We start from the raw sequence: 26979 nt of genomic DNA on the forward strand, positions 1-26979 counted from the left end.
CCGGCGCTTCCCCTCATTCCGCAGGCACTGCGCCGCGCTCTTCGGACAGCGGCGCGGGCAGATGCACCAGCATCTCGGTCGGACAGACCTGGAGGAAGTTCGCCAGTTCCGACTCCCAGTCGGCCAGGATCGCGGCCGCCTTCTTGGAGCCGGTCTCTTCCGCATGCCGCTCGATCAGGCCGCGCAGCTGCATCTCCCAATGGGCCACGGTGACAGGACAGACTTCCAGCGTCTCCATGTTCATGAGCGCGGGCGCCCGGCCCTCCGGGTCGTAGAGATAGGCCATCCCTCCGGTCATGCCGGCGCCGAAATTGGCCCCGATGGCCCCGAGGATCACCGCCACGCCGCCGGTCATATACTCGCAGCCATTGGAGCCGCAGCCCTCGACCACCACCTTCGCGCCCGAATTGCGGACGGCGAAGCGCTCCCCGGCCCGTCCGGCGGCGAAGAGATGCCCGTCGGTCGCGCCATAGAGCACGGTATTGCCGATGATGACGTTCTCATCGGCGGCCAGCGGCGAGGCCATGGGCGGGCGCACCACGATCGTGCCGCCCGAGAGGCCCTTGCCGACATAGTCGTTCGCGTCCCCCGAAACCTCGAGCTTGAGCCCCGGAGCAGCGAAGGCCCCCAGGCTCTGCCCGGCCGAGCCCTGCAATTTCACGTGCAGGTGGTCGGGCTGGAGCCCGTTCCGCATCCCGAACTTGGACACGATATGCGACGACACCCGCGTGCCCACGGTGCGCTGGGTGTTCTGCACCGCGTAGCTGAGCTGCATCTTCTCGCCATCGTCGAGGAAGCGCGCGGCGTCCTTGACGATCTGCGCATCCAGCGTGTCGGGCACCGGGTTGCGCGGCTTGTCGCGGTCGAAGACGATCTTGTCGGCCCCGTCCACCGTGATCAGCAGCGGGTTCAGGTCCAGGTCGTCCAGATGCGCCGAGCCGCGCGAGACCTGCGTCAGCAGGTCGGCGCGCCCGATCACCTCGTCCAGCGACCGCGCCCCGATCTCCGCCAGGATCTCCCGCACCTCGGAGGCGTAGAAGGTGATGAGATTCACCACCTTGTCCGCCGTCCCGGTGAACTTGGCGCGCAACTCCGGGTTCTGGGTGCAGACGCCCACCGGGCAGGTGTTCGACTGGCACTGACGCACCATGATGCAGCCCATGGCGATCAGCGCGGCGGTGCCGATCCCGTATTCCTCGGCGCCCATCATCGCGGCCATGACGATGTCGCGCCCGGTCCGCAGCCCGCCATCGGTGCGCAGCGTGACTCGGTCGCGCAGCTTGTTCATGGCCAAAACCTGATGCGCCTCGGTCAGGCCCATCTCCCAGGGCAGCCCCGCATATTTGATCGAGGTGGCCGGCGAGGCCCCGGTGCCGCCATTATGGCCCGAGATAAGGATCACGTCGGCCTTGGCCTTGGCCACACCGGCAGCGATGGTGCCGACGCCCGAAGACGCCACCAGCTTCACCGTCACCTTGCAGCGCGGGTTGATCTGCTTGAGGTCGTAGATCAGCTGCGCCAGGTCCTCGATCGAGTAGATGTCGTGATGCGGCGGCGGCGAGATCAGCGTCACGCCCTTGGTCGAATGCCGCAGCCGCGCGATCAGGTCGGTGACCTTCATCCCGGGCAGCTGGCCGCCCTCGCCCGGCTTTGCGCCTTGGGCGACCTTGATCTCCAACTCCTCGCAGTGGTTCAGGTATTCGGCGGTCACGCCGAACCGGCCCGACGCCACCTGCTTGATCTTGGCCGAGGGGTTATCGCCATTGGGCTCCGGCACGAAATGCGCCGGATCCTCGCCGCCCTCGCCCGAGTCGGACTTCGCGCCGATCCGGTTCATCGCCACGTTCAGCAGTTTGTGCGCCTCGGGGCTGAGCGCCCCCAGCGACATGCCCGGCGTCACGAAGCGCTTGCGGATCGCGGTGATCGACTCGACCTCCTCGATCGGGATCGGCTTGCCCAGGGGCTTGATCGCCAGCAGATCGCGCAGATGGATCGGGGGGTTGGCCTGCATCGCCTTGGAGAACTGCTTCCAGATCTCGTAGGATCCCCGGTCGCAGGCCGCCTGCAGCATATGCATCGTCTGCGCTTCCCAGGCGTGCTTCTCGCCCGAGCGCCGCGCCTTGTAGAAGCCGCCGATGGGCAGGACGTTCGTCGCCTGAGACCGCCAGCCGGTCGCGTGGACCTGCTCGACCTTCTTTTGCAGGCCGTTCACGCCGATGCCCGAGATGCGGCTCAGCATGCCGGGGAAATATTCCGCGACCATGGCGCGGCTCAGCCCCACGGCCTCGAAGTTCAGACCGCCCCGATAGGAGGAGATGACCGAGATGCCCATCTTGGCCATGATCTTGAGCAGCCCGGCGTCGATAGCCGCGCGGTAGCGCGCCACCGCTTCGGTCAGGGTGCAGTCCAGCAGGCCCTTCTCGATCCGGTCGGCCAGGCTGTCCTGTGCCAGATAGGGGTTCACCGTCGTCGCGCCGCAGCCCACCAGCACGGCGAAGTAATGCGGGTCGATGCACTCGGCCGAGCGGACATTGAGCGAGCAGAAGGTCCGCAGCCCCTTGCGCGTCAGCCAGGAATGAACCGCCGACGTGGCCAGGATCATCGGCATCGGCACCCGGTCCTCACTCTGGAGCCGGTCGGTCAGCACCAGATGGCCCGCGCCCGAGCGCACCGCGTCCTCCGCCTCGGCGCGGATGCGCTCCAGGTTCTCGCGCAGCGTGCCCAGCTTGCCGCCCGTCGGGAAGGTGCAGTCGATGGTCGTGACCGAATCCTCGAAATGCTCGAACATCGCCTGGAACTGCGCGTTGCCCACGAAGGGGCTGTCGAGCACCAGGATCTCGGTCTGGGAGCCGTCCTCGTCGAGCACGTTCTTGAGATTGCCGAACCGGGTCTTGAGGCTCATCACCCGGAATTCGCGCAGAGAGTCGATCGGCGGGTTCGTGACCTGGCTGAAGGCTTGGCGGAAGAAGTGGCTCAGCGGGCGATACTTCTCCGACAGCACCGCGCTGGGCGTGTCGTCGCCCATCGAGGCCAGGGTCTCTTTCCCGTCCTCGGCCATAGGCGCCAGGATCTGCTCCAGTTCCTCGACGGAATAGCCCGCCGCGATCTGCCGCTTGCGCAGCTCCGGGCCGGAATGGATCGCGGTCTCGGCGACGCCGCCGGTCACCTGCTCCAGGTCGGTGATCCGCTCGACCCATTCGCCGAAGGGCCGCTCCCCGGCGAGCCGGTCCTTGAGCTCGGAATCGTGGAAGAGACGGCCCTCCTCCATGTCGACGGCGATCATCTGGCCGGGGCCCAGCGCGCCCTTCTCGACCACGCTCGACTCGTCGATGGTCACCATGCCCGCCTCGGAGCCCGCGATCAGCAGCCCGTCGCCCGTCACGGTGTAGCGCATCGGGCGCAGCCCGTTGCGGTCGAGCCCGGCGCAGACCCAGCGCCCATCGGTCATGGCCAGCGCGGCCGGCCCGTCCCAGGGCTCCATCACGGCGTTGCAATAGGCATACATGTCGCGCCAGGCATCCGGCAGCTCGACCGCCTGCTGCGACCAGCTTTCGGGCACGAGCATGGTCTTGGCCATCGGCGCGGAACGGCCGGCGCGCACCAGCACCTCGAAAACCGAATCGAGCGCCGCCGAGTCCGATGCGCCTTGCGGCACGATCGGCTTGATGTCCGACGCCTGGTCTCCGAACGCCGCCGAGGCCATCCGGATCTCGTGCGACTTCATCCAGTTGACGTTGCCCTTGAGCGTGTTGATCTCGCCGTTATGCGCCAGCATCCGGAACGGCTGCGCCAGCCACCATTGCGGGAAGGTGTTGGTCGAATAGCGCTGGTGGTAGATCGCGAAGGCGCTCTCGAACCGCTCGTCCTTCAGATCCGGGTAGAACTCGGCCACTTGCTCGGCCAGCATCATCCCCTTGTAGATGATACTGCGGCAGCTCAGCGACGCGATATAGAGCCCCGCGACCTGCGCGGCGATGGCGGCCTTCTCGATCCGGCGGCGGATGACGTAGAGGTCGCGCTCGAACGCCTCCTCGCCCTTGCCCTGGGTGTCCGAGATCAGGATCTGCTCGATCTCGGGCCGCGTCGCGTTGGCCTTTTCGCCCAGCACGTCGATATTCACCGGCACGTGGCGCCAGCCATAGATGTAGTAGCCCATCCGCAGGACTTCGGTCTCCACGATGGTACGGCAGACCTCCTGACCGGCGAAGTCGTTGCGCGGCAAGAACACCTGCCCCACGGCCATAAGCTGATCGCGACGGGGCTCGTGCCCGGTGCGGCGCACCTGGTCGTAGAAGAAGCTGGCGGGGATCTGCACATGGATGCCCGCGCCGTCTCCGGTCATGCCGTCGGCATCCACCGCGCCGCGGTGCCAGATCGCCTTGAGCGCCTCGATCCCGGCCTCGACCACCCGGCGGGAGCGTTCGCCGTTCAGCGACACCACGAGGCCCACCCCGCAGGAAGAATGCTCGGACTCCTCGTGGTAGAGGGTCGTCGCCGCCGTCTTGGCCCGCAACTCGACCTGCTCGCGTTCCCAGTCCGTGAAGTAGTGGGTCATCCGAAATCCTCCGGTTCAGGCCGCCACTTGGGCGAACGTCTCATACAACCGCTCCAGCCGGGTCTTTCGGCCCCGGATGATCGCGGAGATCACTTGGCCGAGCAGCCCGGCCTCCTTGAGTGCACCCGCCACGTTGTGCCGCCCCGTGGGCAGCACGTAGCGATGGACACGCTTGTGCTCCGGCAAAAGGTCCAGATGCGCGACATCCGCCGCGCAGCCGGCACCTGCCGTCAGGTAGTAATGCGCGCCCGTGTCCGGCAGCGTCGCGGCCAGATCGCGCAGCACCGGCCGCGCGATGCGCGGCCAGCGGTCGTCGTCCAGCACCGCGCGGTCCAGTGTGACCTGCGGCGCGAAGGCGATGGCCCGCTTCACGCGGACATGCCGCGGCAGCAGCATCGCGCCATAGCCCCCCATCGAGGTACCCAGGCTGATCGTCTCCTGGACGCGCCGCTCCCGCACCAAATGGCGGACGGCGCCGAGAATGCGTGCCCAGAGCCCCGTCGCCGAATACCACGTCGCGCGCCGGTCGGTGACGAACAGCACGTTGTTCTCGCCGCCCTGCCCCGCGCTGCCCGCGAACTCGTCGAGTGGGGTCCCGCCGAAGCCCGCGCGCATGCCGGTGAACGCCACCACCAGCCGCGGCGCCCGGCCGGGCAGCCAGCGCAGCGTCAACTCCTCGTCACGGAGCAAGGTCTCGACACGCGACCCCATGATGGCTCAGCCCAGGATCCACGCGGGGCCGCGCATCGCGCGCCGACCGACCGTAGGGTGGGCATCACCATGCCCACCGCTCGGCTTGTAACGATAGTGGAACATCGGGCCTATTCCGCCGCGACCGAGGCGGAGGCCGCCGCGAAGCGGTCCAGGATCGCCTCCGCCGCCTCGCGGCCGTCGCGGATGGCCCAGACCACCAGGGAGGCGCCGCGGACGATGTCGCCCACCGCATAGACCCCGTCGAGCGGCGTCTCATGGGTGCGGAAATCGGCCTTGATCGTGCCCCAGCGCGTCACCTCCAGCTCGGGCTTCTCCCACAGCGTCGGCAGCTCCTCGGGCTCGAAACCCAGGGCCTTCACCACGAGGTCCGCGGGCTCGATGTAATCCGCGCCCTCGATCAGCTCGGGCTTCTGGCGCCCGGTCGCGTCGGGCGCGCCCAGCTTCATGCGCTGCACCTTCACGCCGGACACCGACAGCTGCACCAGCGGCGAGCCCGCATCATGCACGGCCGCCCCCGCCTCGAACCCGGCGGGCGCGGTGAGCCAGACGAACTCAACGCCTTCTTCCTCGGCGTTCTGCACCTCCCGCTGGGAGCCGGGCATGTTGGCCCGGTCGCGGCGGTAGAGGCACTTCACGCTGGTCGCGCCCTGGCGAATCGCCGTGCGCACGCAATCCATGGCCGTGTCGCCGCCGCCGATGACGACGACGCGCTTGCCCTCGGCCGAGAGCGCCCCGCTGTCGAATTCTGGCACAGCATCGCCGAAGGATTTCCGGTTGGACGCGGTCAGATAGTCGATCGCGCGGACGATCCCGTCGGCGTCGTGGTTCTCGCCTGCCAGCTCCCGGGACTTGTAGACCCCGGTTGCGACGATCACCGCGTCATGCTTGGCGCGGATCTCGTCGAAGGTGATGTCGCGCCCGACCTCGCAGTTGAGGACGAACGTCACGCCACCCTCCTCCAGCTGCGCGTTGCGGCGCATGACCACGTCCTTCTCCAGCTTGAAGCCGGGGATGCCGTATGTGAGCAGCCCGCCCGCGCGGTCGTAGCGGTCATAGACCGTCACTTGCACGCCGGCCCGGCGCAGCATGTCGGCCGCGGCCAGCCCGCCGGGGCCCGCGCCGATGATGCCGACGCTTTCCTCGCGCTCCGCATAGGGCCTGATCGGCTCGACCCAGCCCTCCTCGAAGGCGGTGTCGACGATATACTTTTCGACCGCGCCGATGGTGACGGTGCCGTGCCCCGATTGCTCGATGACGCAATTGCCTTCGCACAGGCGGTCCTGCGGGCAGATCCGTCCGCAGATCTCGGGGAAAGTGTTGGTCGCCTGGCTGATCTCATAAGCCTCGCGCAGGCGGCCCTCTGCGGTCAGGCGCAGCCAGTCGGGGATGTTGTTATGCAGCGGGCAATGGGTCTGGCAGTAGGGAACGCCGCATTGCGAACAGCGGCTTGCTTGCTCCGCGGCGCGGTCGGCGGCAAACTCGCGATAGATCTCTTCGAAATCGTCGGTCCGGTCGGCTGCGGTCCGCTTCTCGGGCGTCTGACGCTCGAGCGAGACGAAACGAAGCATCTTGTTCGTGGCCATTGCGGGACTCCTCCTGAGCGAGCGGACCTCCCCGTTATACAAGGTCCGAAGGGAATGAAAGTCAGTAATGCTGACCTACTTGAGGATTTTTTGTCACGGCGCGCGGGGCAGGCGTCGATTTTCCGTCAATATAGGTCCGGTTCGGACCAAGTCCGCCTCTTCCCCTCCCGACCGCACATTCGCACTATGCCTTCAAAAGGCGAATCGAGCAATTCATGGCCCTCTGGCATCTCCTACTTCTTGCCGCCCTCCAGGGCGTGACCGAGTTCCTGCCCATCTCCTCCTCAGGCCACCTGATCCTGCTGCCCGCCCTGACCGGGCTGGAGGATCAAGGCACCTTCCTCGACGTCGCCGTCCATGTCGGCACGCTGGGCGCCGTCGTGCTCTACTTCCGGTCGGACGTGGCCGCCGCCCTGCGCGGCACGGTTGGCCTGCTGCGCCAGCGGCGCGGTGCGGAGGAAAAGCTGGCCCTTGGCCTCATGATCGCGACCGCCCCGGTGGTCGTCGCGGGCCTCCTCATCAGCCTGACCATCGGCACGGATGCGCTGCGCTCGGTCACAGTGATCGGCTGGACGACGCTGCTCTTCGGACTGTTTTTGTGGTGGTGCGACCAGACGGGCGGGCAGGAAAAGACCGTCGCCGACTGGGGCCCCGGCCAGGCGCTGAAGCTCGGCCTCTGGCAGGCGGTGGCGCTGATCCCGGGCACGTCGCGCTCGGGCATCGTCATCACCGGCGCCCGGGCGATGGGATACGAGCGGCACGAGGCTGCGCGCATCGCGATGCTGATGTCGATCCCGACGATCCTCGCCTCGGGCGCGCTGCTGTCGCTCGACGCAGTGGGCGATGCCACGGGGGCGCTGGCACGGGACGGGGCGATCGCGGCGCTCTTTGCCTTCGGCGCGGCGCTGGCGGCACTGCACCTGATGATGCGCCTGCTGCACTCGGTCGATTTCACACCCTACGTGATCTACCGCATCCTGCTGGGCACGGGTCTGCTGATCTACGCTTACGCCGGCTAGGTCACGCGGGGCTCCGCCGGGCGATCCCCTTGACCGGCAACAGCTTCGGGCCCAGAAGGCCGGTCGCTCACGCAGCGACCAGCACCGCACAGGCGCCGAAGACATTGGCCGCCACGGCCGCCGCCAGCACGCCGCCATAGCCCAACAGCGTCACGCCCAGCCAGGCAAGCGGCACATAGACCGCAAGCACCCGCAGAAGCGACAGCGCCATCGCGTGCCCGGCTTTCGACCGCGCATTCACCGTCGCCGCCCCCCAGCGCAGCGAAAAGCGGCGCGTTGGCGCACCGGAAGATCAGAGACGCAAGCGCAGCCAGCCCCAAGCCCAGGCCCAGCGCATGCAGCCCCTGGCGGGTCACGTCCTGCGCATCTTCCTTACGGCCCAGCGCCTGCGCGATGATCGCCCCGCCCCCGCCGACAAACCGATGGAGAGCGACGAGACCGCCGTCGTCACCGGATAGACGAAGCCCACAGCCGTCAGCGCCTCGGGCGAGACCTTGGACAGGAAGTAGGCATCCACCAACCCGAGTGAGATTACCGCCGCGATGCCCAGCATCATCGGCGCCGAGACCGCCAGCAGCGCCCTCCAGACCGGGCCTTCGGTCAGATCGCGACCGTTCTTGGCCATGTGCCCTCCGTTCAGGCGGAGAGAACTGGCCGCGCGCCCTCTGGGTTCCGTCAGGTCCGCAGGTTGCGGGCGGATTCTTTGATCTGGGCATATTGCCCGGAGGGGCGGAACCGCCAGAGATAGTCTTCCAGCACCGCATCCATCGACGTGGGCTCGATGCCGAGCGCCTCGAAGCCGGGCAGATCGCCGCTCGCGACATTGTCATGGGCGAGGTTGCGCACCTGGTCCGCCGTCAGCACGGTGTTGCGGAACAGGCCGAAGGTGATCGTCTGAAGCAGATCGAACCCGGCCCCCATGAACCGGGCGACCGCAAACGGCACCGCCACGATCAGCGCCCGGCGGCGGATCTCGCGCAGCATCTGCTGCATCAATTCCCGGAAAGTCGCGATCTCGGGCCCGCCCAGCTCGTAGATGCCGGGCGCCGCCTTGCCCTGGAGCGCGGCTTCGGCCGCGGCGGCGACATCGTCGACATAGACCGGCTGGAAGCGAGTCTCGGCCCCGACCACCGGCAGGACCGGCCCGATCCGCGCCATCGCGGCGAAGCGATTGAAGAACTGGTCCTCGGGGCCGAACACGATCGAGGGGCGCAGAATGACGGCTTCGGGCATGTGGCGCATCACCGCCCCCTCGCCCAGGGCCTTGGTGCGGGCGTAGTCGCTTTCGCTCTCCGCGTCGGCGCCGATGGCGCTAAGCTGGACCATGCGCCGCAGCCCCATGCCGGCGGCGATCCGCGCGATCCGCTCCGCGCCCTCGGTCTGCACGGCGTCGAAGCGGTTCTTGCCAGCCTCCGCCAGGATGCCCACGCAATTGACCACCGCGTCGGCCCCCATCAAGGCGGCCTCGACGCTGCGGTCATCCCGGATATTGGCGAAGACCGGCTCGACCTGTCCCACGGCGCCATACATCCGCACGAAATGCGCTTCGTTCGGGCGGCGGACGGCGACGCGGACGCGCCAGCCTGCCTTGGCCATGCGTTGCGCGATATAGCGCCCGACGAAGCCGGAACCGCCGAAGATGGTGACGAGCTGCTGCATGAGGGCCTCCTGTCCGGTCGGATCGAGCGATACGCTTTGGAGGGCCACCGGACAAGGCCCCGCGAGGTCGCATGGGCGAGCCGGCGATGGCCGCCCCCGCCCCCGACGATTTTTCCATCAGAGGGGATTGACGCCGCCCGAGGCCGGAGATACCCACCGCGCACCGTGGATGCCCAGGTGGCGGAATTGGTAGACGCGCTGGCTTCAGGTGCCAGTTCTCGCAAGGGAGTGGAAGTTCGAGTCTTCTCCTGGGCACCACGGTCTACCTCCCGAAAATGAAAAGCGATTAGTTGGTGGTTCGTTGTCGCAGACGGGTCCGCCCGGTCCCTGACGGTCTTTAATGCCGCCATCTCATCTGACCTCGGGACGGGCGGACCCGTTGGGCCGCATCTCTCCAGCCAAGATTTCAAGATGCGCGTCGGTCTCCATCGGACGGCGCGGCTCTGGGTCTTGCAGCGGCGAGGTCCACCGCATGCCGACGGGCCATGGCCTGCACCCAGAACGTGACGACGGCCTCGTCCTGATGCAGCGGCGTTGGATGACAGCAGCCACACGATCTTTGGCCGGGAAGGGATGCCGACGATGTGGAGGATCCCAGCGACGACATCCGCGCCGGACGGAGCCGAATCCAAGGCCTCCCCGATCAGGCCGAACGCCCCGGCGGCACCCCTTCGTCCCCCCGGACCCGAAGGACCGCGATGCCCGCCTTCTGCACCGAGATCAGGGCGGGGCCGTCATCGCCCTCCATCACCGACAGTCCTCGGCGCCCGGGTCGGAGAGCGATGGCGCCTCTTCTCTTGGCGCGGGGGACGCAATATCCCGCAGGCTGTGTGTCCAATCCGCCGCCTCGCCCTGCCCCGCCCGGGCCGCTAGGAAGGAGGCGACCCAATCCGCAGGAGCCCCGATGCCCGAGACCGTGATCGCCCCGCCGCCGCCCACTCTTTTGCCCGTCGCCGGGACCGAGGCGCGCTTCCCCGTGCGCCGGGTCTACTGCATCGGGCGCAACTATGCCGCCCATGCCGTCGAGATGGGGCATGACCCCGACCGGGAGCCGCCCTTCTTCTTTCAAAAGAACCCCGACGACCTGGACCCCTCTGGCCGCTTTCCCTACCCGCCGCGCAGCAGCGATGTGCACCATGAGGCCGAGATCGCGGTGATGCTGAAATCCGGCGGCACCGATATCGCGGTGGCCGACGCTTTGGATCATGTCTTCGGCTATGCGCTCGCGCTCGACATGACCCGGCGCGACCTGCAAGGCGTGGCCAAGAAGGCCGGGCGTCCGTGGGAGATCGGCAAGGCCTTCGCCCGCTCCGCGCCGGTGGGGCCGATCCACCCGGTCTCCGAGGTGGGGCACCCGAGCCATGGCGCCATCGCGCTGCGGGTCAACGGAAAGCTGCGCCAGGAGGGGAACCTGGACCAGATGATCTGGAAGGTGCCGGAGATGATCTCCTATCTCTCCGAATACTTCACCCTGGCGGCGGGGGACGTGATCCTGTCGGGGACGCCGGCGGGCGTTGGCCCGGTCGTCCGGGGCGATGTGCTCGATCTCGCCGTCGAGGGGCTGGGCGAGATGACCGTGACGGTGACCTGAGCGCTCAGCCCAGGCGGGCGAGCACCTCTTCGGCCAGCGCCTCGGCGCTGTCGAAGGCGCCCTCCACCCGGCCGGGGCGCGCGGTACCGCACCAATCCCCGGCAAGGCCCAGGCCCAGCGCCCCGTCGATCATGCAGGGCGTCTCGGCAGGCCGCGCCACCGAGGCATAGCGCCAGCGGTGCAGCCGCAGATAGGCGGGCGACGAGAGGTCGAACTCCGTCGCCTCCGCCAGGGCGTCCAGCAAGTCGCCGCGCACCTCGTCCTGGTCGCGCTCCAGGTTCGCCTCGGCCCAATCGGGGCCGGTCTGGGCCAGGATGGAGGTGACCTCGGGCCGGCCGGGCTTGGTCCCGTTGCAGGCGATCCAGCCAAGCGGGCCCTCCGCGACCTGCGCGGCATCCCAAGGCAACTCGGCTGCGTCCTCCAGCCCCACCATCAGGCTGTAGGCGCCGCGCATCCGAACCGCTTCCAGCTCGTCGCGCCCCAGCATGTCCGGGGGCGCCAACCGCGCCGCCTGCACGCTGGGAATGGCCAGCAGCACCCAGTCGAGGCCCTCGGCCACCGGACCCTCCGCCGCTGAGAGCGTCCAGGTTTCGCCATGGCGCGCCAGACCCGCGATCTCCGTCTCGCGGCGGACGTCGATGCCCTCGGCCATGGCGCCGGCCAGGCTGGACATGCCGGGCACCGCCACCCAGCGCGGCGCGGTCCAGGCGCAGGGCGCGCCGCCGCCGATCACGGTCAGGCGGGGCGTCCAGCGGCGCACGCGGCCCGCTTGCTGATGGGTAGCGAGAAAGGCGCGGAACTCGGCGCCATGGGCCGTCATGTATTGCGCGCCATGGTCGAAGGCGAAGGGGCTGGCCCGCCGGGTCGCCATGCGCCCGCCGAAGCCGCGCGACTTCTCGTAGACGGTGACCTCGGCCGCATGGCCGAGCCCCTGCGCGAGCCGCAAGCCGCACAGACCGGCGCCGACGATTGCGATGCGAGGACGCGTGGGGGCCATGACTTTCTCCGCTCTGGGTTTCTTCCCTTAGCAGGCGCGCGCGCCCGGCGCGATGGGTGCGACGCCGATCCGCTTGTGCGCAGCCGGACGCCTGTCTATGCCCTCGCCCCGAGGAGAGCGCCCATGTCCCTGAACAGCTTCGGCCACCTGTTTCGCGTCACAACCTGGGGGGAGAGCCACGGCCCCGCCCTGGGTGCCACCGTCGATGGCTGCCCGCCGGGCGTGCCTGTGACCGAGGCGGCGTTGCAGCACTGGCTGGACAAGCGCAAGCCGGGCCAGTCCAAGCACACCACCCAACGCAAGGAGCCGGATGCGGTCGAGATCCTGTCCGGCGTGTTCGAGGGGCGCAGCACCGGCACACCGATCCAACTGATGATCCGCAACACCGACCAGAGGTCCAAGGATTACGGCGACATCGCCGAGAAATTCCGGCCGGGTCATGCCGACATCACCTATTGGCAGAAATACGGGATCCGCGACTATCGCGGCGGTGGCCGCTCTTCTGCGCGGGAGACGGCGGCGCGGGTCGCCGCGGGCGGCGTGGCGCGGGCGGCGCTGGAGATGCTGGCGCCCGAGATCCGGATCACCGGCTACATGGTGGCGATGGGCCCGCTCGACATCGACCCCGCGCGCTTCGATTGGGAAGAGATCGGCAAGAACCCGTTCTGGTGCCCCGACCCCGTCGCCGCCGAAGAGTTCGCCGCCCATCTCGATTGGTTGCGCAAGGACGATCACAACTCCGTCGGCGCGATCATCGAATGCACCGCCAGCGGCCTGCCCGCGGGGCTGGGCGCGCCGGTCTATGGTAAGCTCGACACCGATCTGGCCGCCGCGATGATGTCGATCAACGCGGTCAAGGGCGTCGAGATCGGCGAAGGGATGAACGCGGCCCGCCTGACCGGGCGCGACAATGCCGACGAGATCTCGATGGGGCCGGACGGGCCGGTCTATTCGTCGAACCATGCCGGCGGCATTCTGGGCGGGATCAGCACCGGCCAGGACGTGGTCGTGCGCTTCGCCGTCAAGCCGACCTCCTCGATCCTGTCGGAGCGGCGCACGATCACCAAGTCGGGCGAGGACACCACCATCGTCACCAAGGGGCGCCACGATCCCTGCGTCGGCATCCGTGCGGTGCCGGTGGCCGAAGCGATGATGGCCTGCGTCCTGCTTGACCACCTGCTTCTCCATCGCGGGCAGGTCGGGGATGCGGGCGGCCGGATCGGCTAGGCCCCGCTCGGGGGGATTGGCGGCTGGCCCGCGGAATGGCATGCTAGCCTGACGACCAAGGAGGATCTCCATGCTCCGCCTCGCCGCCATCTTCGCCGCAGGGTTCGCCTGTCTCTGGTCCATCCTGCCCGCCACCTCCTCGGAGGACGCGACCGATCTGGAATGGAGCCCCGAGGGCGACTGACCGCCGGGCTCAGCCCGCCCGCATCCGGCTGACCTGCACCGCCAGGATCCCGCCGGTCACCACCGCCACGCCCAGCGCGTCGAGCGGGCCCAGCGCTTCACCCAAGAGCGCCCAGGCCACGACCACGCCGAAGAACGGGTTCAGGAAATGGAACGTGGCCGCCGGCGTCGCCCCGATCCGGGCGACCAGCAGGAACCAGATCCATGTCGCAAGCAGCCCGGGCACCAGCGTCGTGTAGGCCAACGCCGCGATCAGGCGCGGGGTCCAAGTGACGTCCCAGGTCTCAAGCGCAAGCCCCGCCGGCAGCAGCGCGGCGGACCCCACCAGCATTTGCAGCCCCACCACCATCATCAGATTGCCGCCCCCCGAGGCCCCTCGCACCGACAGCGTCGCCGCGGTCAGCGCCACCGCGCCCAGCACGCAATAGAAGACGCCCAGCGGATCGGTCCCGCCCTGCAGCCGCGTCCCCATGATGAGAAGGACGCCGAAACTTCCGGCGATGAGGCCCGCGACCCCCAGGATCCGCGTCCCCTCGCGGAAGATCACCCAGTTGGCGAGGGCCACCATCAGCGGCAGAGCCGACGCGATGATCGCCGCAAGCGACGCCTCCACCCACTGCATCGCCACGAAGTTCAGCCCGAGATAGAGCGCGTTCTGGCAGATCCCGAACACGACCACCGCGCGCCACTGGCCTCGGGTCAGGGCCATGCGTTGCCCCATGGCATAGGCCAGGGCGACCCCCAGCGCCCCCGAGATCGCAAAGCGCAAGGACAGCGACAGAAGCGGCGGCGCCTCGGACACGATGATCCGGGCCGAGGTAAAGGCCGAGGACCACATCAGCGCGAAGAGCAGGCCGAGGACGAGGGCGCGGAGATCCATGGGAAACTCGGGTCAGGACGGTGCCGGGCCCATACGCCTCCCGGCGCTGCGAAGGCAAGGCGGCCGGGGCGTGGAGGCGAAGGCCGGCTCAGGCGGGCGTCAGGCTGCGCGCAGATCGCGGCGAGCGTCGCGGACGATGCTCCAGGACGAGTGCAGGAACAGCCCCGCGACCCCGAAGGCGACGATCAGATCAGGCCATCCGCTTCCGAGCACCGCCACAAGCCCGGCGGCGGCGACGACAGCCGCGTTGCCGATGGCGTCGTTCCGGGAGAAGAACCACACGGCCCGCATGTTCGCATCGCCCTTGCGAAAGCGGAGCAGGGGCAGGACGGCGAGCACGTTCACGACGAGCGCGGCAAAGCCGAAGAAGCCCATCAGGGACGGATCCGGGACCGTCTGAACGAAAACCCGCCAGAGCGTGTTGGCCAGAACGGCAAGGCCAAGCACGCCGAGAAAGAGACCCTGGATCAGGGCGGAGCGTGCCCGCCAGGCGAGGCTCCAGCCGATCGCCAGGAGCCCCAGGAAAGTGATCGCCCCGTCGCCGATGAAGTCGAGCGCATCGGCCTTGACGGCCTGCGAGCCGGCGATGACGCCGCCGACCATCTCGACCAGCCCGTAGCCGACATTCAGGAGCACGACGATCCAGAGAGCGCGCCGATAGGCCGGATCCCGATGCATCCCGCCCTGCCGATCTTCGCCGCCTTCGATCCGCTCGAACCCGTAGCCGGTCGTCGCCACGGCCTTTTCGATCCCGGGCAGGAGCGCCTCAGGGACTGTCAGGGTCATGATATGCGTCGCCGCGGACACCGTCACGGCCTCCGGCGGAATACCGGCGGCTTGCGCGGCCCGTGCGATCTGCGCCGCGTCCTTGGCGCAATCCATCCCGGACACGCGATACCGGATCTCGATGGGTTCCGAAGACTGAGCGACCGACATGGCGTCCGGTCTAGCGCCGCGTCCATGGCGGGCCAAGGGCAGGCGCCGCCTCTGTGTCCCGCGAGCTTCGCGGGGAACGGCTCGGAGCGGAAAGTGCGCTCCGAGCCATGTCGGATGTCATCCGAGCCAGGATGGGGCGGGGGTCGGAGCCGTCCCGCCGCCCGAGATACCGGTCACGGACGGGACTGGACCGTCACCCGTTGACGGAGTCTTTGAGTGCCTTGGCGATGGTCATCTTGACCACCTTGTCGGCCTCTTTCTCGAACTGCTCGCCGGTGGCGGGGTTGCGCACCATGCGCTTGGGGCGCTCGCGGCACATGATCTTGCCGATGCCGGGCAGGGTCACTGCGCCGCCGTTGGACACTTCTTCGGTGATGACGGCAGTGATCGCGTCGAGTGCGGCGGAGGCGCTTTTCTTGTCGCTCTCCATCTTCTCGGCCAAGGCGGCGACAAGCTGCGTCTTCGTCATCGGTTTCTGTGCCATATGCGGCTCTCCCTGTGCAGGTTCTGATTGTTTCGCGGCAACCTAGCCCAATATTTGCTGGGCCTACAACATCGTGTGAAGGCACATTCTACGGGCGCAGGCAATATGATGCGCTCAGAGAAAGGCCGTTTCCTCAAACGAGCGCAACTTTCGCGAATGGAGTCGTTCTAGCGGCATTTCGCGAAGAGATTCCATGGCCTTGATCCCGATCAGCAGATGTCGGCTCACCTGGGTCTTGTAGAAGGCCGAGGCCATGCCGGGCAGTTTCAACTCCCCGTGGAGCGGCTTGTCGCTGACGCAAAGTAAGGTTCCGTAGGGCACCCGGAAGCGGAAGCCGTTGGCGGCGATGGTGGCCGACTCCATGTCGAGGGCCACCGCGCGCGACTGGCTGAGCCGCTGCACCGGGCCCGCCTGCTCCCTGAGTTCCCAGTTGCGGTTGTCGATGGTGGCGACCGTGCCGGTGCGCATGATCCGCTTGAGCTCGAACCCTTCCAGTTCAGTCACTTCAGCGACCGCGTCCTCCAGCGCGACCTGGACCTCGGCCAGGGCCGGGATCGGCACCCAGATCGGCAGATCGTCGTCGAGCACGTGATCTTCGCGCAGATAGGCATGGGCCAGAACGAAATCGCCCAAGGACTGCGAATTGCGCAGCCCGGCGCAATGGCCGACCATCAGCCAGACATGGGGCCGCAACACGGCGATGTGGTCGGTCGCTGTCTTGGCGTTGGAGGGGCCAACGCCGATATTGACCAGCGTGATCCCGGCCCCGTCCTTTCGCGTCAGATGATAGGTCGGCATCTGCGGCATCTTGGGCGGATCGACCATCGGCGCGTCGGGGTCGTCGCGTCCGACCCGTTGGTTCATCGGGCCGACCAACTCCTGATAGCCCGAGTCCGGGTCGCGCAGCGCAGCCCGCGCGTAGGCGACGAATTCCTCCACATAGAACTGGTAGTTAGTGAACAGGACGTGGTTCTGAAAATCCTCCGGGGCGGTCGCGGTGTAATGGGCCAGCCGCGCCAGCGAGTAATCGACGCGCTGCGCCGTGAACGGGGCCAGCGGGTGTGCCCCGTCCTGAAAGGTAAAGCCCACGCCGTTGACGATCGCGTCGTTCGTCGTCTCGAGATCCGGCACGTCGAAGACGTCCCGCATCAGGAAGGGCAGCACGCCGTCCTGCGGAACGGTCAGATCGTCGCCCCCCAGCATCGCGAAATGGATCGGGATCGGCGTGCGCGACCAGCCGACATGCACCGGCACCTCATGGGAGCGCATCAGCAGGCCAATCTGCTCGGTCAGATAGTTCTCGAACAGGTCCGGCCGGGTGATCGTGGCCGCATAGCGCCCCGGCACCGGCACATGGCCGAAGGCATAGCGGCTATCGGTGCGCGCGAATGTCGTCGTAGTGATCCGGATCTCGGGATAGAAGGCGCGATAGCGGCAATCGGGCGTTCCGCTCTCGACCGCGGCGGCGAACCCGTCCCGCAGGAAGGCCGTGGCCTTGGCATAGAGGTGCTGAAGTTGCGCCACCGCCGCGGCGGCATCGGTATAGGCAATATGATCCGCGGGCTCGGGCGCGCAGATGGGGGCATGGTGGGTCATCAGGTCTCGATCAGGTCGGTCAGTTCGAATCGCGTCACGTCCACGAGGCCCATATCGCTGATGCGCAACTCCGGAATGACGACGAGCGCCAGCAGCGAATGCTGCATATAGGCGTTGTTGAGGGTGCAGCCCGCGTCCCGCATGGCCTGCATCAGGCCCTCGGCCTGAGCGGCGACCTCGGCGGCGGGGCTGTCGGACATCAGGCCCGCGATCGGCAGCGGAACACAGGCCCGCTCCGCCCCGTCGGACCAGAGGGTCACGCCGCCCCCCAGGGCGCGCAGGCGGTTGGCGGCCAGCGCCATATGGTCGCGGCAGGTGCCGACGACGATCATGTGGTGGCTGTCATGGGCCACGGTGGAGGCCATCGCCATCGGCCGGTCGTAGCCGAAGCCCGAGACGAACCCGTTGGTGACGCCGCCGGTGGCGCGGTGCCGCTCCACCAGGGCGATCTGACAGGTATCGGGGTGCTCGTCCGTCGCGACCCGCCCTCCTCGCACTGGCAAGGTCCGCGTCAGGGCCTTGGTGGGCGCCTGGTTCTCGACGACGCCGATCACGCGGGCGCGCACATCGTCGCCTTCGGCCGCGCCGGCGGGGGCTGGGATGGCGAAGTCCTCGGCGGAAAGGTCGCGCGCCATGTTGACGGTCGCGCGCGCCGCCTCGGGCCAGGCGATATGCGGGCATGTCGCGGTGAGCCGCCCCTCCTCGGCGACCCATTGCCCCAGCGCCATGACCCGCTCGATGGGCAGCTCTGTCAGCGACGCGGTCACGATCAGATCGGCGCGGCGGCCCGGGGCGATCGAGCCCAGCTCCCGCTCCAGCCCGAAATGGATCGCGGTGTTGAGCGTGCACATCTGCAGCGCCACCAGCGGGTCGCAGCCGCAAGCGATGGCGTGGCGCAGCACCCGGTCCATGTGACCGTCATTGACCAGCGTGCCCGCCATGCAATCATCGGTGCAGAGGATGAAATTGCGCGGATCGAGCCCCTTTTCGGTCACGGCGGTGATCTGGCTCTCGACGTCGTACCAGGCGGAGCCGAGCCGCATCATCATCCGCATCCCCTGGCGCACCCGCGCGATGGCATCGGCCTCGCAGGTGCCTTCGTGATCGTCGGCGGGGCCGCCCGCGGCGTAGGCGTGGAAGTCGGGGCCGAGATCGGGCGAGGCGTAATGCCCGCCGATCACCTTGCCCGCACGGGCGGTAACGGCCATCTGCTCCAGCATCTGCTGGCTGCCGCGGATCACGCCGGGGAAGTTCATCATCTCGCCCATGCCGATGATGCCGGGCCATTCCATCGCCTCGGCGACGTCCTCGGGCCCAATCTCGAACCCTGTCGTCTCCAATCCCGGGGCGGAGGGCGCGCAGGAGGGCATCTGAACGAACATCGAACAGGGCAGCCCTCGCGCCTCGTCATGCATCAGACGCACGCCGTTCAGTCCCAGCACGTTGGCGATCTCGTGCGGGTCGGTGAACATCGACGTCGTGCCATGGGGCAGGACGGCAGCGGCGAACTCGGCCGGGGTGAGCATGCCCGACTCGACATGCATATGCGCGTCGCAGAGGCCGGGGATCAGATAGCGGCCGTCCAACTCGACGATTTCGGTGTCGGGACCGATGCAATGGGAGGCATCGGGGCCGACATAAGCGAAGCGGCCCTGGGCGACGGCGACCTGCCAGTCCAGCACCTCGCGGGTGTGGACCAGCACGACACGGCCACCCCGCAGCACGATCTCGGCAGGGGCGCGCCCCGCGGCGATGGCGATCAGATCGGGGGCGGCGTCGGGCCAGGAGGGGAGGGTCTCAGGTGACATGAGGCAGGGTGCCATGGGCCGTAGGGCGGTGCAATGGCCACCGAAGCGAATGGGCGCCACCCGGTCCCGCGGGCAGCTCTGCCTGAGACTTGCGCCTCCTGCTTGGATCGGTCCCACGCGGGTCCAGAAGCGCGCCGCGGTCCGTGCCGCGTCGAGAAAGAGACGCCGGAGATCAAGGCCCAGCCCCCTATCCGCAAAGGGCCGTGTGACGCCCGTTCAATACCGGCCTGCGACCGCTCCAGATGGGCGATCCGGTCATCTCGCCCCCGAATGGCCACACGTCCGGGCCTCGCCGCCGGGCCTCCCCACCGCGGGTCGAGACCTTGTCGTCCCCGCGCCCCAGACAGACGCTGTCACGGGCGCAGGAGGCTGCTCGGCTTTCATCCATAACGGGGGCGGATCGAAGGCCGCGCCTCCGATCTTGCGGAGGCCCGCCTTCATCGCATCGCCGCCGATCCCGGTCGCCACATCCGAAAGCCAGGTCGTCCCAGACGTCGCCTGTGCAACGGAAAGCGCCTCGAACGGAGCCCCGAGGAGTCCGGCCACGAATCTCCGGCCCGCCGCAGGCCTAACGCGCATCCCGAGCGCGGGCCGCCAGCCCATTCTCAACGGTTAGAGCGTGCTTGCGCACTGGCTCCATAGCTGGACGGCGCGATCGTCGCCCCGCAGATTCGCGCAACGCCTGCCTCTGCCGTCAGCCGCCCACCTTGCGCGATGCGATCCCGGGCCGCCTCGTGCCGCGCGACGGTGGAACGGGCCGATACAGCCGGTACCCGGCCGGGATTTTCAGCGGCCTCGCCGGCATCTTCGCCGGACAGGCCGAAAGGCCCAGGCGCATGGAGCCCGGCAGGCTGCTCTCGATCTGTTCCGGTGCAGGGGTGCACGGCTCCCACAACCCGCTGAGCGTCGCGGAGGGCCGGATCAATGCGTCCTTGCCGATCCCAAGACCGCGTTCTCGTTCAAGGCCCCGGCGGCCCAGGCCAGAGCGCCCCCCCTGCCATCGCGACCCGAACGCAATGAGGAAAACATGCTCTTCCGCTCAAGAGTCCGGGCAATCCTCGGTGTGGCGCGGCCATCGTTGACGTCCGACGATTCGGCCCGACCGGAGCTTGCGACCGGCGCGGCGGGACGGGGGGAGCAATCCGACACCGCGCTCCGGATCCCGCCCTCGACGACGCCGATAGAGCTGTCGAACCCATGACGCGTGGCCCAGGTAATGGCAGATCCCACGCTCCATGCCGTCCACGCGAGCCACGTGACGCGAGGAGGTGGGGCGCCGACATCAGCCCGTGTCCCGCGCGCGCCGAAGCTGTGCCGGTGGCTCGGCTGGTTTGCGTCGGTCGTTGCCCGATAGAAATCCGGCCATCTCGCCGCGCATGACCTCCGCCCCGGCCAATGCGGCGTCACCACCGGTTAGGGCGCAGCCGGAATTACGCACGCTCTCGCCTCCCCGCTCGATCCGCCAGCGAAGGCTGCACCGATATCCGGTGAGATCTGGTGTGATATCTGTGCGGATCGCCAAGCCCTCGCCTGCCTAAGGTCTCCCTTGGAAGACTGTCAGAAACGGCGTCCCGCCGGGCCCTCGAAGACGAGGGCTCCACCCGCTCGATGCTCGGGAGCCTGAGAGATCGTCCCCGCCCAGCCAAAGCTGGCCCGCTGCACTGAACTTCGATCAGATCGACAGAGCGCGCCTGAACCCGCCAAAGCACCCACAGTCCGTGCCGTAAAAAAGAACGGCTCTCCTCAATATCCAATGCCGAGGACATGCCCCATGACGCCTGGTCACGGCGACTGACTTTCAGGAGTTTTCCAAGCTCGACTGGTAGATCTGCGGGGTGGGGGAAGACGTCTTATCGACCGCCCTGCCTGCTTTCTATGTCGGCTGGATCGATCATCCCATGCTGGCGCGCGAGACTTGAGACAGGAGGTCACAGCCCGCCGTGTCTGTGCATTCCCACGCCGCACCCGGCGTCGCGATGTGTGAAGCGCGGGCGGCCGATCAGGCCGCGCGCACAGCCCGCGCGAGCGCGGCATCCGCCGATTGGGGCGCGATGCCGGCATTGGCCCTGCCGGCGTCGATCATGCTCCCGGTCTCGCGTTCTTCAGCCGGGTCGAGATGGAAGAACGAAATGGTCCGGGCGAGGTGGATCGACTGGTTTGCAAGCTCTTCGCTGGAGGCTTTGGATCGATCCGCAGCCATCGCGTTCTGCCGGACGACACGGTCCAGATCGCCGATGGCGCGGTTGATCTGTTCGGCGCCGACGCGCTGTTCCTGCATGGCGGCTGAGATTTCCTCGACCAGTCCGGCCGTCCGCTGAATATCCGGGACCAGCTTCTCCAACATCTCTCCAGCACGGCCCGAAGCTTCGACGGTTCGCTCCGACAATTCGCTGATCTCGACCGCGGCCTGACGGCTGCGTTCGGCCAGGCCACGGACCTCGCCCGCGACGACCGCGAAACCGCGGCCGTGTTCGCCGGCCCGGGCCGCCTCGACCGCAGCGTTCAGCGCGAGGAGGTCGGTCTGGCGCGCGATCTCCTGGACGACCAGGATCTTCTCGGCGATCGTCCGCATCGCGGTCACGGCCGTGCCCACCGCCTCACCGGATGTTTCGGCGTCCGCGGAAGAACGGCGCGCGATCTTTTCGGTTTGCGACGCGTTCTCGGCGCATTGACGGATATTGGCCGTCATCTCCTCGACCGAGGCGGAGGCCTCTTCGACCGCAGCGGCCTGGTTCTCGGACCCGGCGCTCAGTTCTGCGGCAGTGCGCTGCATCGCCTCGGCATCGCCCGAGACCGTGCGGGCACTGACGGAGGCGTCGCCAAGCACTTCGCGCAGACGCAGCGTGACGTCGCGCAGCGCGCGGCCCAGCCGGTCCTGCTCGGATCGGGGCATGACGTCTATGGTCAGGTCGCCTTCGGAGATCGCTTCGGCCGCGCGACTCATCTCGCTGAGATCGGCCACCATCGCGTTCATGTCCCGCAATAGACCACCGATCTCGTCGCGCCGGGGCGGGCCGTCATCCGTGCGCAAATCCCCCTTGGAGACCGCGCTGATGACCGAACGGGCCCGCGCCAGTCCGGAGGTCACCCCCCTGGACAGCCAGAAGGCGGCAAGTGTCCCCAAGAGCAGAGAGACCACAGCGACGGCGGCCAAGACGCGCAGGACCGTCTCGGCGGCCGCTTCGGTCGAGGCGACGCGCGCGTCCCGCACGGCGACGCCTTCGGCGGCGACGGCGTCGATGGCATCGATCGCAAGCGTGAAATCCGTGTTCGCGGCGGCATAAGCGGCATAGGCGCGGGCGCGGCTGTTCTCCGCGGCTAGAGAGAGGGTTTGCTCGAACGCGTCTGCGTAGTCGCGCCAGAGGCCGTCAAGACGCGCAGCGATCTCCATGCCGCGCTCGGCCCCCTGGCGCGCCGCGGCGGCGAAGGTCTCGCCCAATTCGCTCTGGAGCGCTGCGATCCGCTCTTCCAGGTCGGCCTCCACCGCGCGGCCCAGCAGGACTTCGCCCTCGATCGCCCGCATCGCCTCCAGCTTGGGGGTCGCGCGAGAGAGGGCGATCACCAGGCTGGACCCGGCGGCCTGTGCCTCTTCGATCCCGCTGTCGATGGCCGTGCGAAGGCCGCGGAAGGCTTCGTCGCCCGGGCCGGCATAGGCCTCGGCGGCGACAAGGTTCGACCGGATCAAGGCAATGGGGCGCAGCGCGTTCTCAGACGCAACATAGGCGTCCCAGGCCGCGTCGAACCTGTCGTAGAGCGCTGTCTCCCGCACCGAGGACGGCAACGCGCGCAACTGAGCGCGGAGCGCGTCGACATCGGCGATCAGGCGATCCGTGCGTGACAGCGCGGCTTCGACCGCCTCGGGGCTTTGGAGGAAGAGGTAGTCGTCGAGATAGCTTAGAACGAGGCGCTGCACGTCCTTGGTATTCGTGCGGATCTCTTGCTGAAGGGCCGTCTTGCGCGAGTCGACCTCGACCAGCTGCTGCGTTTCGTCAGCGATCCGTGTCAGGCCCCACCAGCCGAACAGGCAGGCGACGGCGATCATACCGATCATGGTGGCAAAGGTCGCGTTGAGTTTCGTCGTGAGTCTCATCTGTCCCCCGAAACGTGCCTGCCTTGGCCCCACCCCGTGGCGGGACCAGCTGGTTCCGATCGCCGCTCAGAGCGCTTCGGCGTTGAGACCCAAAGTGATGGCCCCGATGACTGTGCCCGCGGCATCGACAATGGGCATCGACACCTGCACCTGGAACGTCTGGCTGGACTCGTCGAACTCCAGTGGGCCGACATGCATCGCGCCGGACCCAAGCGGATAGGTCTCGGTGAACTTGGCCTCATCGCCCTGCCAATAGTCGGAGGTGACGCCGCTGGCCGCGACATTGAGGCCGACCCCGTCCATCACGAAGATCTCGCTGATCAGCCCACCGGCCTCCGCCACGCGGGCCCGGAGGAAATCCGAGGCGGGCGCGGCGATCACACCATCGATGGTCGGCGTCTCCAGGGCGCCGATCTCGGCGCGCCAGACAGCGTCCATTTCGTTGATCTGGTCGAACGACAGCGATCCGGTCCGGGCGTTCTGCGCCGCGATCGCCTCGACCAGCATCGGGTCGCTCACCCATTCGGCGGCGGCGGCATAGGCGCGGGCGGCCGCTTCCTAGTCGTCCAAGGCCACGGCCGGGCTGGCGAGTGCGGCCAGGGCCAGGGAGGTCAGAAATCTCTTCATGTCAGGGCCTTTCGTTCCGATTGAATCGGCACCTCCGCCGCCAGCGCAGAGGCGGCGCAGAACGGTGATCGACCCACCGTCTCGTCAAGGCGCGGTCGGACCGTTGGACATCAGGACTGAAGGCCGAGTTAACGGGGGGCGCAGGTGTCAAGGGTCTCAGGCAGCGCGGCTCCGACAGAGGCAACTGGCCCGGATGGGAATGTCGGCGCGGGCCAGCGCCTGATCCAGCAGGAGCCGCACATGCGGCCGCTCCACCGTTTCGCCGCGCCGTTCGAGACATTCGTGCAGCCCGTGCAACGCCCAGACGTTGCGGGGATGCTGACTGGGCCGGGGCAGCGCGGCGTCGAGTCCTAGATCGGCACGGTAGACGGCCTCGGCCTCGGCATACTCCCCCGCCTCCATCAGCAGCGCCCCGAGCGCGTGCCGGGTGGGTTGCGGCCAGGACCAGGGCTCCTCGTATTCGAGCCCGTCATCGAGAGCCACGGCGGCGCGCAGATGGTCCAACCCCTCGGCCCGGCGCCCGGCCTTGAAGGCCAGTTCGCCGAGCATCATCCGCTCGGCCACGGCCAGCACGTCCCGCGCGGTGTTCTGGAACAGCATCCGCTCTTCGGGGACGACGGCATAGGCGGCGTCGAAGGCGGCGCGGGCGGCCTCGGCCTCGTCATGGCGGCCGAGATTGGCGAGGGCGACGGCGCGGGCGTAGAGAATCAGCGCGTTCGTGGTGGTGTAGAGCTCTTTGTCCTCGGGCAGGTCCAATTCCAGGATCCGGTCCCACAGGCCGAAGCGGACATAGACATGGGGCAGCGCCGCCACGAAGGTCTCGAAGAGGTCGGGATAGACGCGCACGACCTCGTCGGGGACCTCCCCGCGCAGGCGCCGGGCGGTCTCGATCGCGGCGGCGCTCTGGCCCAGGAACATCGCCCCATAGAGCGCGAAATGCAGGTTGTGGATGCGGTAGAGCGCATAGAAATTCGCGCCGCCGGCATAGGCCTTGAACCGGTCGTCCACTTCGGCCGCGGCGAGGTTGCGCGACACGACGTTCTCGTAATCGCCGCAGAGCACGTCGATATGGGTGCCCATATGAACGAGGTGCCCCGCATCGGGGACGAGGCGGGTCAGGCGGTCGCCATGGCGCAGCGCGCGTTCGGGATGGGGCGACATCTCCATGAGGTGGATATACATGTGCAGGAGGCCCGGATGGTCCCAGGCGTCGGGCCGCCCGGCGAAGGTCCGCTCCAACAGGTCCACCACCGTCGCGGTCGAGGCCTCCGGGTTCGGCACGCCGTTCTGCCGGTCCCAGAGCTTCCAGGGGGTGCGGTTCATCATCGCCTCGGCGGTGACGAAGATCACGTCCAGGTCTTCGGGATGCGCGGCCTGGACGGGCGCCATCGCGGCGGCGAACCCGTCGTTGAAGGGCTGATAGTCCTCGATGCCCGGATCGTCCGGATAGCGGGCGGCCAGGGCCTCCAGCATGGCGTGCTCGACGCTGCCCGAAGGCGCCGCATCGAGGCCCGCGGCCAGGGCGGCATGGGCGCGCGCCAGGGCGGGGGCTTTCTCTTCGGGGTCGAACACCTCCCAGGGTTTGTTGTAGTTGGGTCCGATCGCATAGGCGATGCCCCAATGCGCCAACGCGCAGCCGGGATCGGCCTCCAGCACGTGCTCGAAGCAGACGATCGCTTCCTCGTGGTTGTAGCCGAAGAGCCAGACGAGGCCCCGGTCGAACCAGATCTGCGCCTCTGGCACGTCGCTGGCGGGGCGGCTGTAGCGCCCCAAATCGAAATAACTGTCCATCAGCACCCCCCCCGCTGTCGGGGCAGTCTAGCACATCGGCGCCCCTCGGTCGCGCCTGGCGCAGGGCTGGTCTCGGATGGCGCCTCGAGCCTGGGGTGGCCGCATTGGTCCGGAGGCGTCATGACGCCTCCCTTGCATCCCGATGACCCGGCGACGGGCCGCACAGCCCTCCACCTCGGCGACCCCGAGGTTGATGTGACGGCCAGAAGGCTAAGCCGGAACGGCGCGGGACCGTAGTCGGGCGAACGCCATCGTGGAGCGCATCTGGAACGGACGACCCGTCACCGATGACGCCATCGGCGCAGCGCTCCACCCCCTCGGCGAGACGGGGCGGAAGGGGGGTGGCGAGGCGATGCGGCAGACAGTCGGCGCGGCGGGCGGGCTCGACATCCTGGTCGACACCGCGGCCATGGCGCGGGCCGCCGCCCCGCATCTGCGCGCAGCCCCCGGCGGCCGCGTCGTCACCGTCGCCGCGATGGCGGGCTTGAAGCCTATCGATGCCTCCATCGCGCCGTCGCCGAGCAAGGCGGGCGGTGCTGGGGACGACCACCGCGCTGGCCGACATGGCCCGGCAGATCATGCAATTCTGCCGCTCCGATACGATCACCGGCCAGACCGCCGTGATCGACAGCGGCGTGTTCGTCCACTGCCCCCCGCCGTGACAGGAGGCTCCGATACCATCGATCGACAGCCGGGTGCTGGGAGGTGTCTTTACGTCCGAGGAAACCGCTGAGATCATCACCAGCGCGACCGTGAAGGCAGGCAGCTCGGTGCGGGTCCATCAGGTGAAGATCGGCGCCTGGGGCTTCGACGCAGAGATGCCCCGAACGAAAAACGGGCTGGCCATGCGGGCGCGGGGAGAGCGCCGCGCGGGACCCGACCGGGCCCCGGCGGGTTGATCCCCGGCAGTGCCCAGTGGTGGGAGGAGGATGGAAGATGGAAGCGGTTCTGGAAGGTTTCGGCATCGCCGCGCTGGCGACCCTGGCGCTGGTGGGGCTGGCGGTTGGCCTGCTCATGGGCAAGCTCACGGGGCGCAGCCCGCGACTCTACGGTGCCATCGGCGCGGTGGCGGCGGTGGCGACGCCGTTCATGCTGGCTCTGCTGGGAATAACGGTGTTGGCCGCGGGGGGACTCCTGCTGGTGGCGGCGGTCGGTCTGGTGGGCGCGGTGGTGACCCTGGGCGTGGTGCGGGCGCTGTCACGCCGGGGGTGACGCCGCCGTTGCGGCGTGGTTCTGTAG

21 protein-coding genes and 1 tRNA gene are annotated in these 26979 nt (G+C 68.3%); 7 read left to right on the top strand and 15 right to left on the bottom strand.

From position 1 onward, the window contains the following. Positions 1 to 13: 13 nt before the first annotated feature. From gltB to DTQ71_RS14035, 3 genes are all read right to left on the bottom strand, one after another. Positions 14 to 4555: a glutamate synthase large subunit gene (gene gltB, locus DTQ71_RS14025; RefSeq protein ID WP_109564931.1), complete on the bottom strand. Its 4542-nt coding sequence runs from the start codon at positions 4553 to 4555 to the stop codon at positions 14 to 16. A gap of 15 nt (positions 4556 to 4570) precedes the next feature. Continuing rightward, positions 4571 to 5266 carry a hypothetical protein gene (locus DTQ71_RS14030; RefSeq protein WP_109564932.1) on the bottom strand — a complete coding sequence of 232 codons (696 nt, stop codon included), beginning with the start codon at positions 5264 to 5266 and terminating at the stop codon, positions 4571 to 4573. Between the two features lie 110 nt (positions 5267 to 5376). Then, entirely contained in the window at positions 5377 to 6852 is a 1476-nt protein-coding gene (locus DTQ71_RS14035; RefSeq protein WP_109564933.1) for an NAD(P)-dependent oxidoreductase, read from the bottom strand. Positions 6853 to 7067: 215 nt separating this feature from the next. Between DTQ71_RS14035 and DTQ71_RS14040 the strand changes: the two genes are divergently transcribed. Beyond that, positions 7068 to 7871 carry an undecaprenyl-diphosphate phosphatase gene (locus DTQ71_RS14040; protein WP_109564934.1) on the top strand — a complete coding sequence of 268 codons (804 nt, stop codon included), beginning with the start codon at positions 7068 to 7070 and terminating at the stop codon, positions 7869 to 7871. Between the two features lie 67 nt (positions 7872 to 7938). On the opposite strand, the gene DTQ71_RS23520 is transcribed toward DTQ71_RS14040, so the two are convergent. From DTQ71_RS23520 to DTQ71_RS14050, 3 genes are all read right to left on the bottom strand, one after another. Continuing rightward, positions 7939 to 8082, bottom strand: a complete 144-nt coding sequence (locus DTQ71_RS23520; RefSeq protein WP_170125431.1) for a hypothetical protein — start codon at positions 8080 to 8082, stop codon at positions 7939 to 7941. Positions 8083 to 8223: 141 nt separating this feature from the next. Further along, positions 8224 to 8496: an MATE family efflux transporter gene (locus DTQ71_RS14045; RefSeq protein ID WP_109564935.1), complete on the bottom strand. Its 273-nt coding sequence runs from the start codon at positions 8494 to 8496 to the stop codon at positions 8224 to 8226. Between the two features lie 50 nt (positions 8497 to 8546). Beyond that, complete coding sequence (locus DTQ71_RS14050) at positions 8547 to 9530, bottom strand: complex I NDUFA9 subunit family protein (protein WP_109564936.1); 984 nt, start codon at positions 9528 to 9530, stop codon at positions 8547 to 8549. 171 nt (positions 9531 to 9701) lie between these two features. Here DTQ71_RS14050 and DTQ71_RS14055 point away from each other — a divergent pair. Then, positions 9702 to 9788: transfer RNA gene (locus tag DTQ71_RS14055), tRNA-Leu, on the top strand. 646 nt (positions 9789 to 10434) lie between these two features. Beyond that, entirely contained in the window at positions 10435 to 11121 is a 687-nt protein-coding gene (locus DTQ71_RS14060) for a fumarylacetoacetate hydrolase family protein (protein WP_109564937.1), read from the top strand. Between the two features lie 4 nt (positions 11122 to 11125). Here the strand turns inward: DTQ71_RS14060 and DTQ71_RS14065 are convergent, their stop codons facing one another. Beyond that, positions 11126 to 12118 (bottom strand): NAD(P)/FAD-dependent oxidoreductase, encoded by a 993-nt coding sequence (locus DTQ71_RS14065; RefSeq protein ID WP_109564938.1) that lies wholly within the window; start codon positions 12116 to 12118, stop codon positions 11126 to 11128. 123 nt (positions 12119 to 12241) lie between these two features. Here DTQ71_RS14065 and aroC point away from each other — a divergent pair, with 123 nt between their 5' ends. After that, on the top strand, positions 12242 to 13345 hold the full coding sequence (gene aroC / locus DTQ71_RS14070; protein WP_109564939.1) for a chorismate synthase: 1104 nt from the start codon (positions 12242 to 12244) through the stop codon (positions 13343 to 13345). A 193-nt stretch (positions 13346 to 13538) separates the two neighbouring features. Here aroC and DTQ71_RS14075 read toward each other — a convergent pair whose 3' ends face one another. The 8 genes from DTQ71_RS14075 to DTQ71_RS14110 form a co-directional block, all read right to left on the bottom strand. Then, a complete protein-coding gene (locus tag DTQ71_RS14075; protein WP_109564940.1) occupies positions 13539 to 14408 on the bottom strand; it encodes a DMT family transporter in 870 nt (289 codons plus the stop codon). Positions 14409 to 14507: 99 nt separating this feature from the next. Continuing rightward, the gene (locus tag DTQ71_RS14080) at positions 14508 to 15344 is read right to left on the bottom strand and encodes a cation efflux transmembrane domain-containing protein (RefSeq protein ID WP_245947533.1); all 837 of its coding nucleotides are present in this window, start codon (positions 15342 to 15344) and stop codon (positions 14508 to 14510) included. A 193-nt stretch (positions 15345 to 15537) separates the two neighbouring features. Next, positions 15538 to 15828, bottom strand: a complete 291-nt coding sequence (locus DTQ71_RS14085) for an HU family DNA-binding protein (protein ID WP_109564941.1) — start codon at positions 15826 to 15828, stop codon at positions 15538 to 15540. A 114-nt stretch (positions 15829 to 15942) separates the two neighbouring features. Continuing rightward, entirely contained in the window at positions 15943 to 17424 is a 1482-nt protein-coding gene (locus tag DTQ71_RS14090) for an AMP nucleosidase (protein WP_109564942.1), read from the bottom strand. Beyond that, on the bottom strand, positions 17424 to 19232 hold the full coding sequence (locus DTQ71_RS14095; protein ID WP_109564943.1) for an adenine deaminase: 1809 nt from the start codon (positions 19230 to 19232) through the stop codon (positions 17424 to 17426). The genes DTQ71_RS14090 and DTQ71_RS14095 overlap by 1 nt, the downstream gene beginning before the upstream one ends. 1999 nt (positions 19233 to 21231) lie before the next feature. Beyond that, entirely contained in the window at positions 21232 to 23322 is a 2091-nt protein-coding gene (locus DTQ71_RS14100) for a HAMP domain-containing methyl-accepting chemotaxis protein (protein WP_109564944.1), read from the bottom strand. A gap of 66 nt (positions 23323 to 23388) precedes the next feature. Continuing rightward, entirely contained in the window at positions 23389 to 23841 is a 453-nt protein-coding gene (locus tag DTQ71_RS14105; protein ID WP_245947535.1) for a PDC sensor domain-containing protein, read from the bottom strand. 264 nt (positions 23842 to 24105) lie between these two features. Next, entirely contained in the window at positions 24106 to 25740 is a 1635-nt protein-coding gene (locus DTQ71_RS14110; protein WP_109565043.1) for a hypothetical protein, read from the bottom strand. 533 nt (positions 25741 to 26273) lie between these two features. Between DTQ71_RS14110 and DTQ71_RS24640 the strand changes: the two genes are divergently transcribed. The 3 genes from DTQ71_RS24640 to DTQ71_RS14120 are packed head-to-tail and all read left to right on the top strand — an operon-like array spanning position 26274 to position 26952. Further along, positions 26274 to 26402 carry a hypothetical protein gene (locus tag DTQ71_RS24640; RefSeq protein ID WP_281271243.1) on the top strand — a complete coding sequence of 43 codons (129 nt, stop codon included), beginning with the start codon at positions 26274 to 26276 and terminating at the stop codon, positions 26400 to 26402. Between the two features lie 33 nt (positions 26403 to 26435). Next, the gene (locus tag DTQ71_RS23780) at positions 26436 to 26639 is read left to right on the top strand and encodes a hypothetical protein (protein ID WP_174900361.1); all 204 of its coding nucleotides are present in this window, start codon (positions 26436 to 26438) and stop codon (positions 26637 to 26639) included. 37 nt (positions 26640 to 26676) lie between these two features. Next, positions 26677 to 26952, top strand: a complete 276-nt coding sequence (locus tag DTQ71_RS14120; protein WP_109564945.1) for a GlsB/YeaQ/YmgE family stress response membrane protein — start codon at positions 26677 to 26679, stop codon at positions 26950 to 26952. Positions 26953 to 26979: the final 27 nt, after the last annotated feature.

The sequence above is a fragment of the Jannaschia seohaensis genome (assembly GCF_900116765.1).
In the GTDB taxonomy this organism is placed as follows: domain Bacteria; phylum Pseudomonadota; class Alphaproteobacteria; order Rhodobacterales; family Rhodobacteraceae; genus Jannaschia; species Jannaschia seohaensis.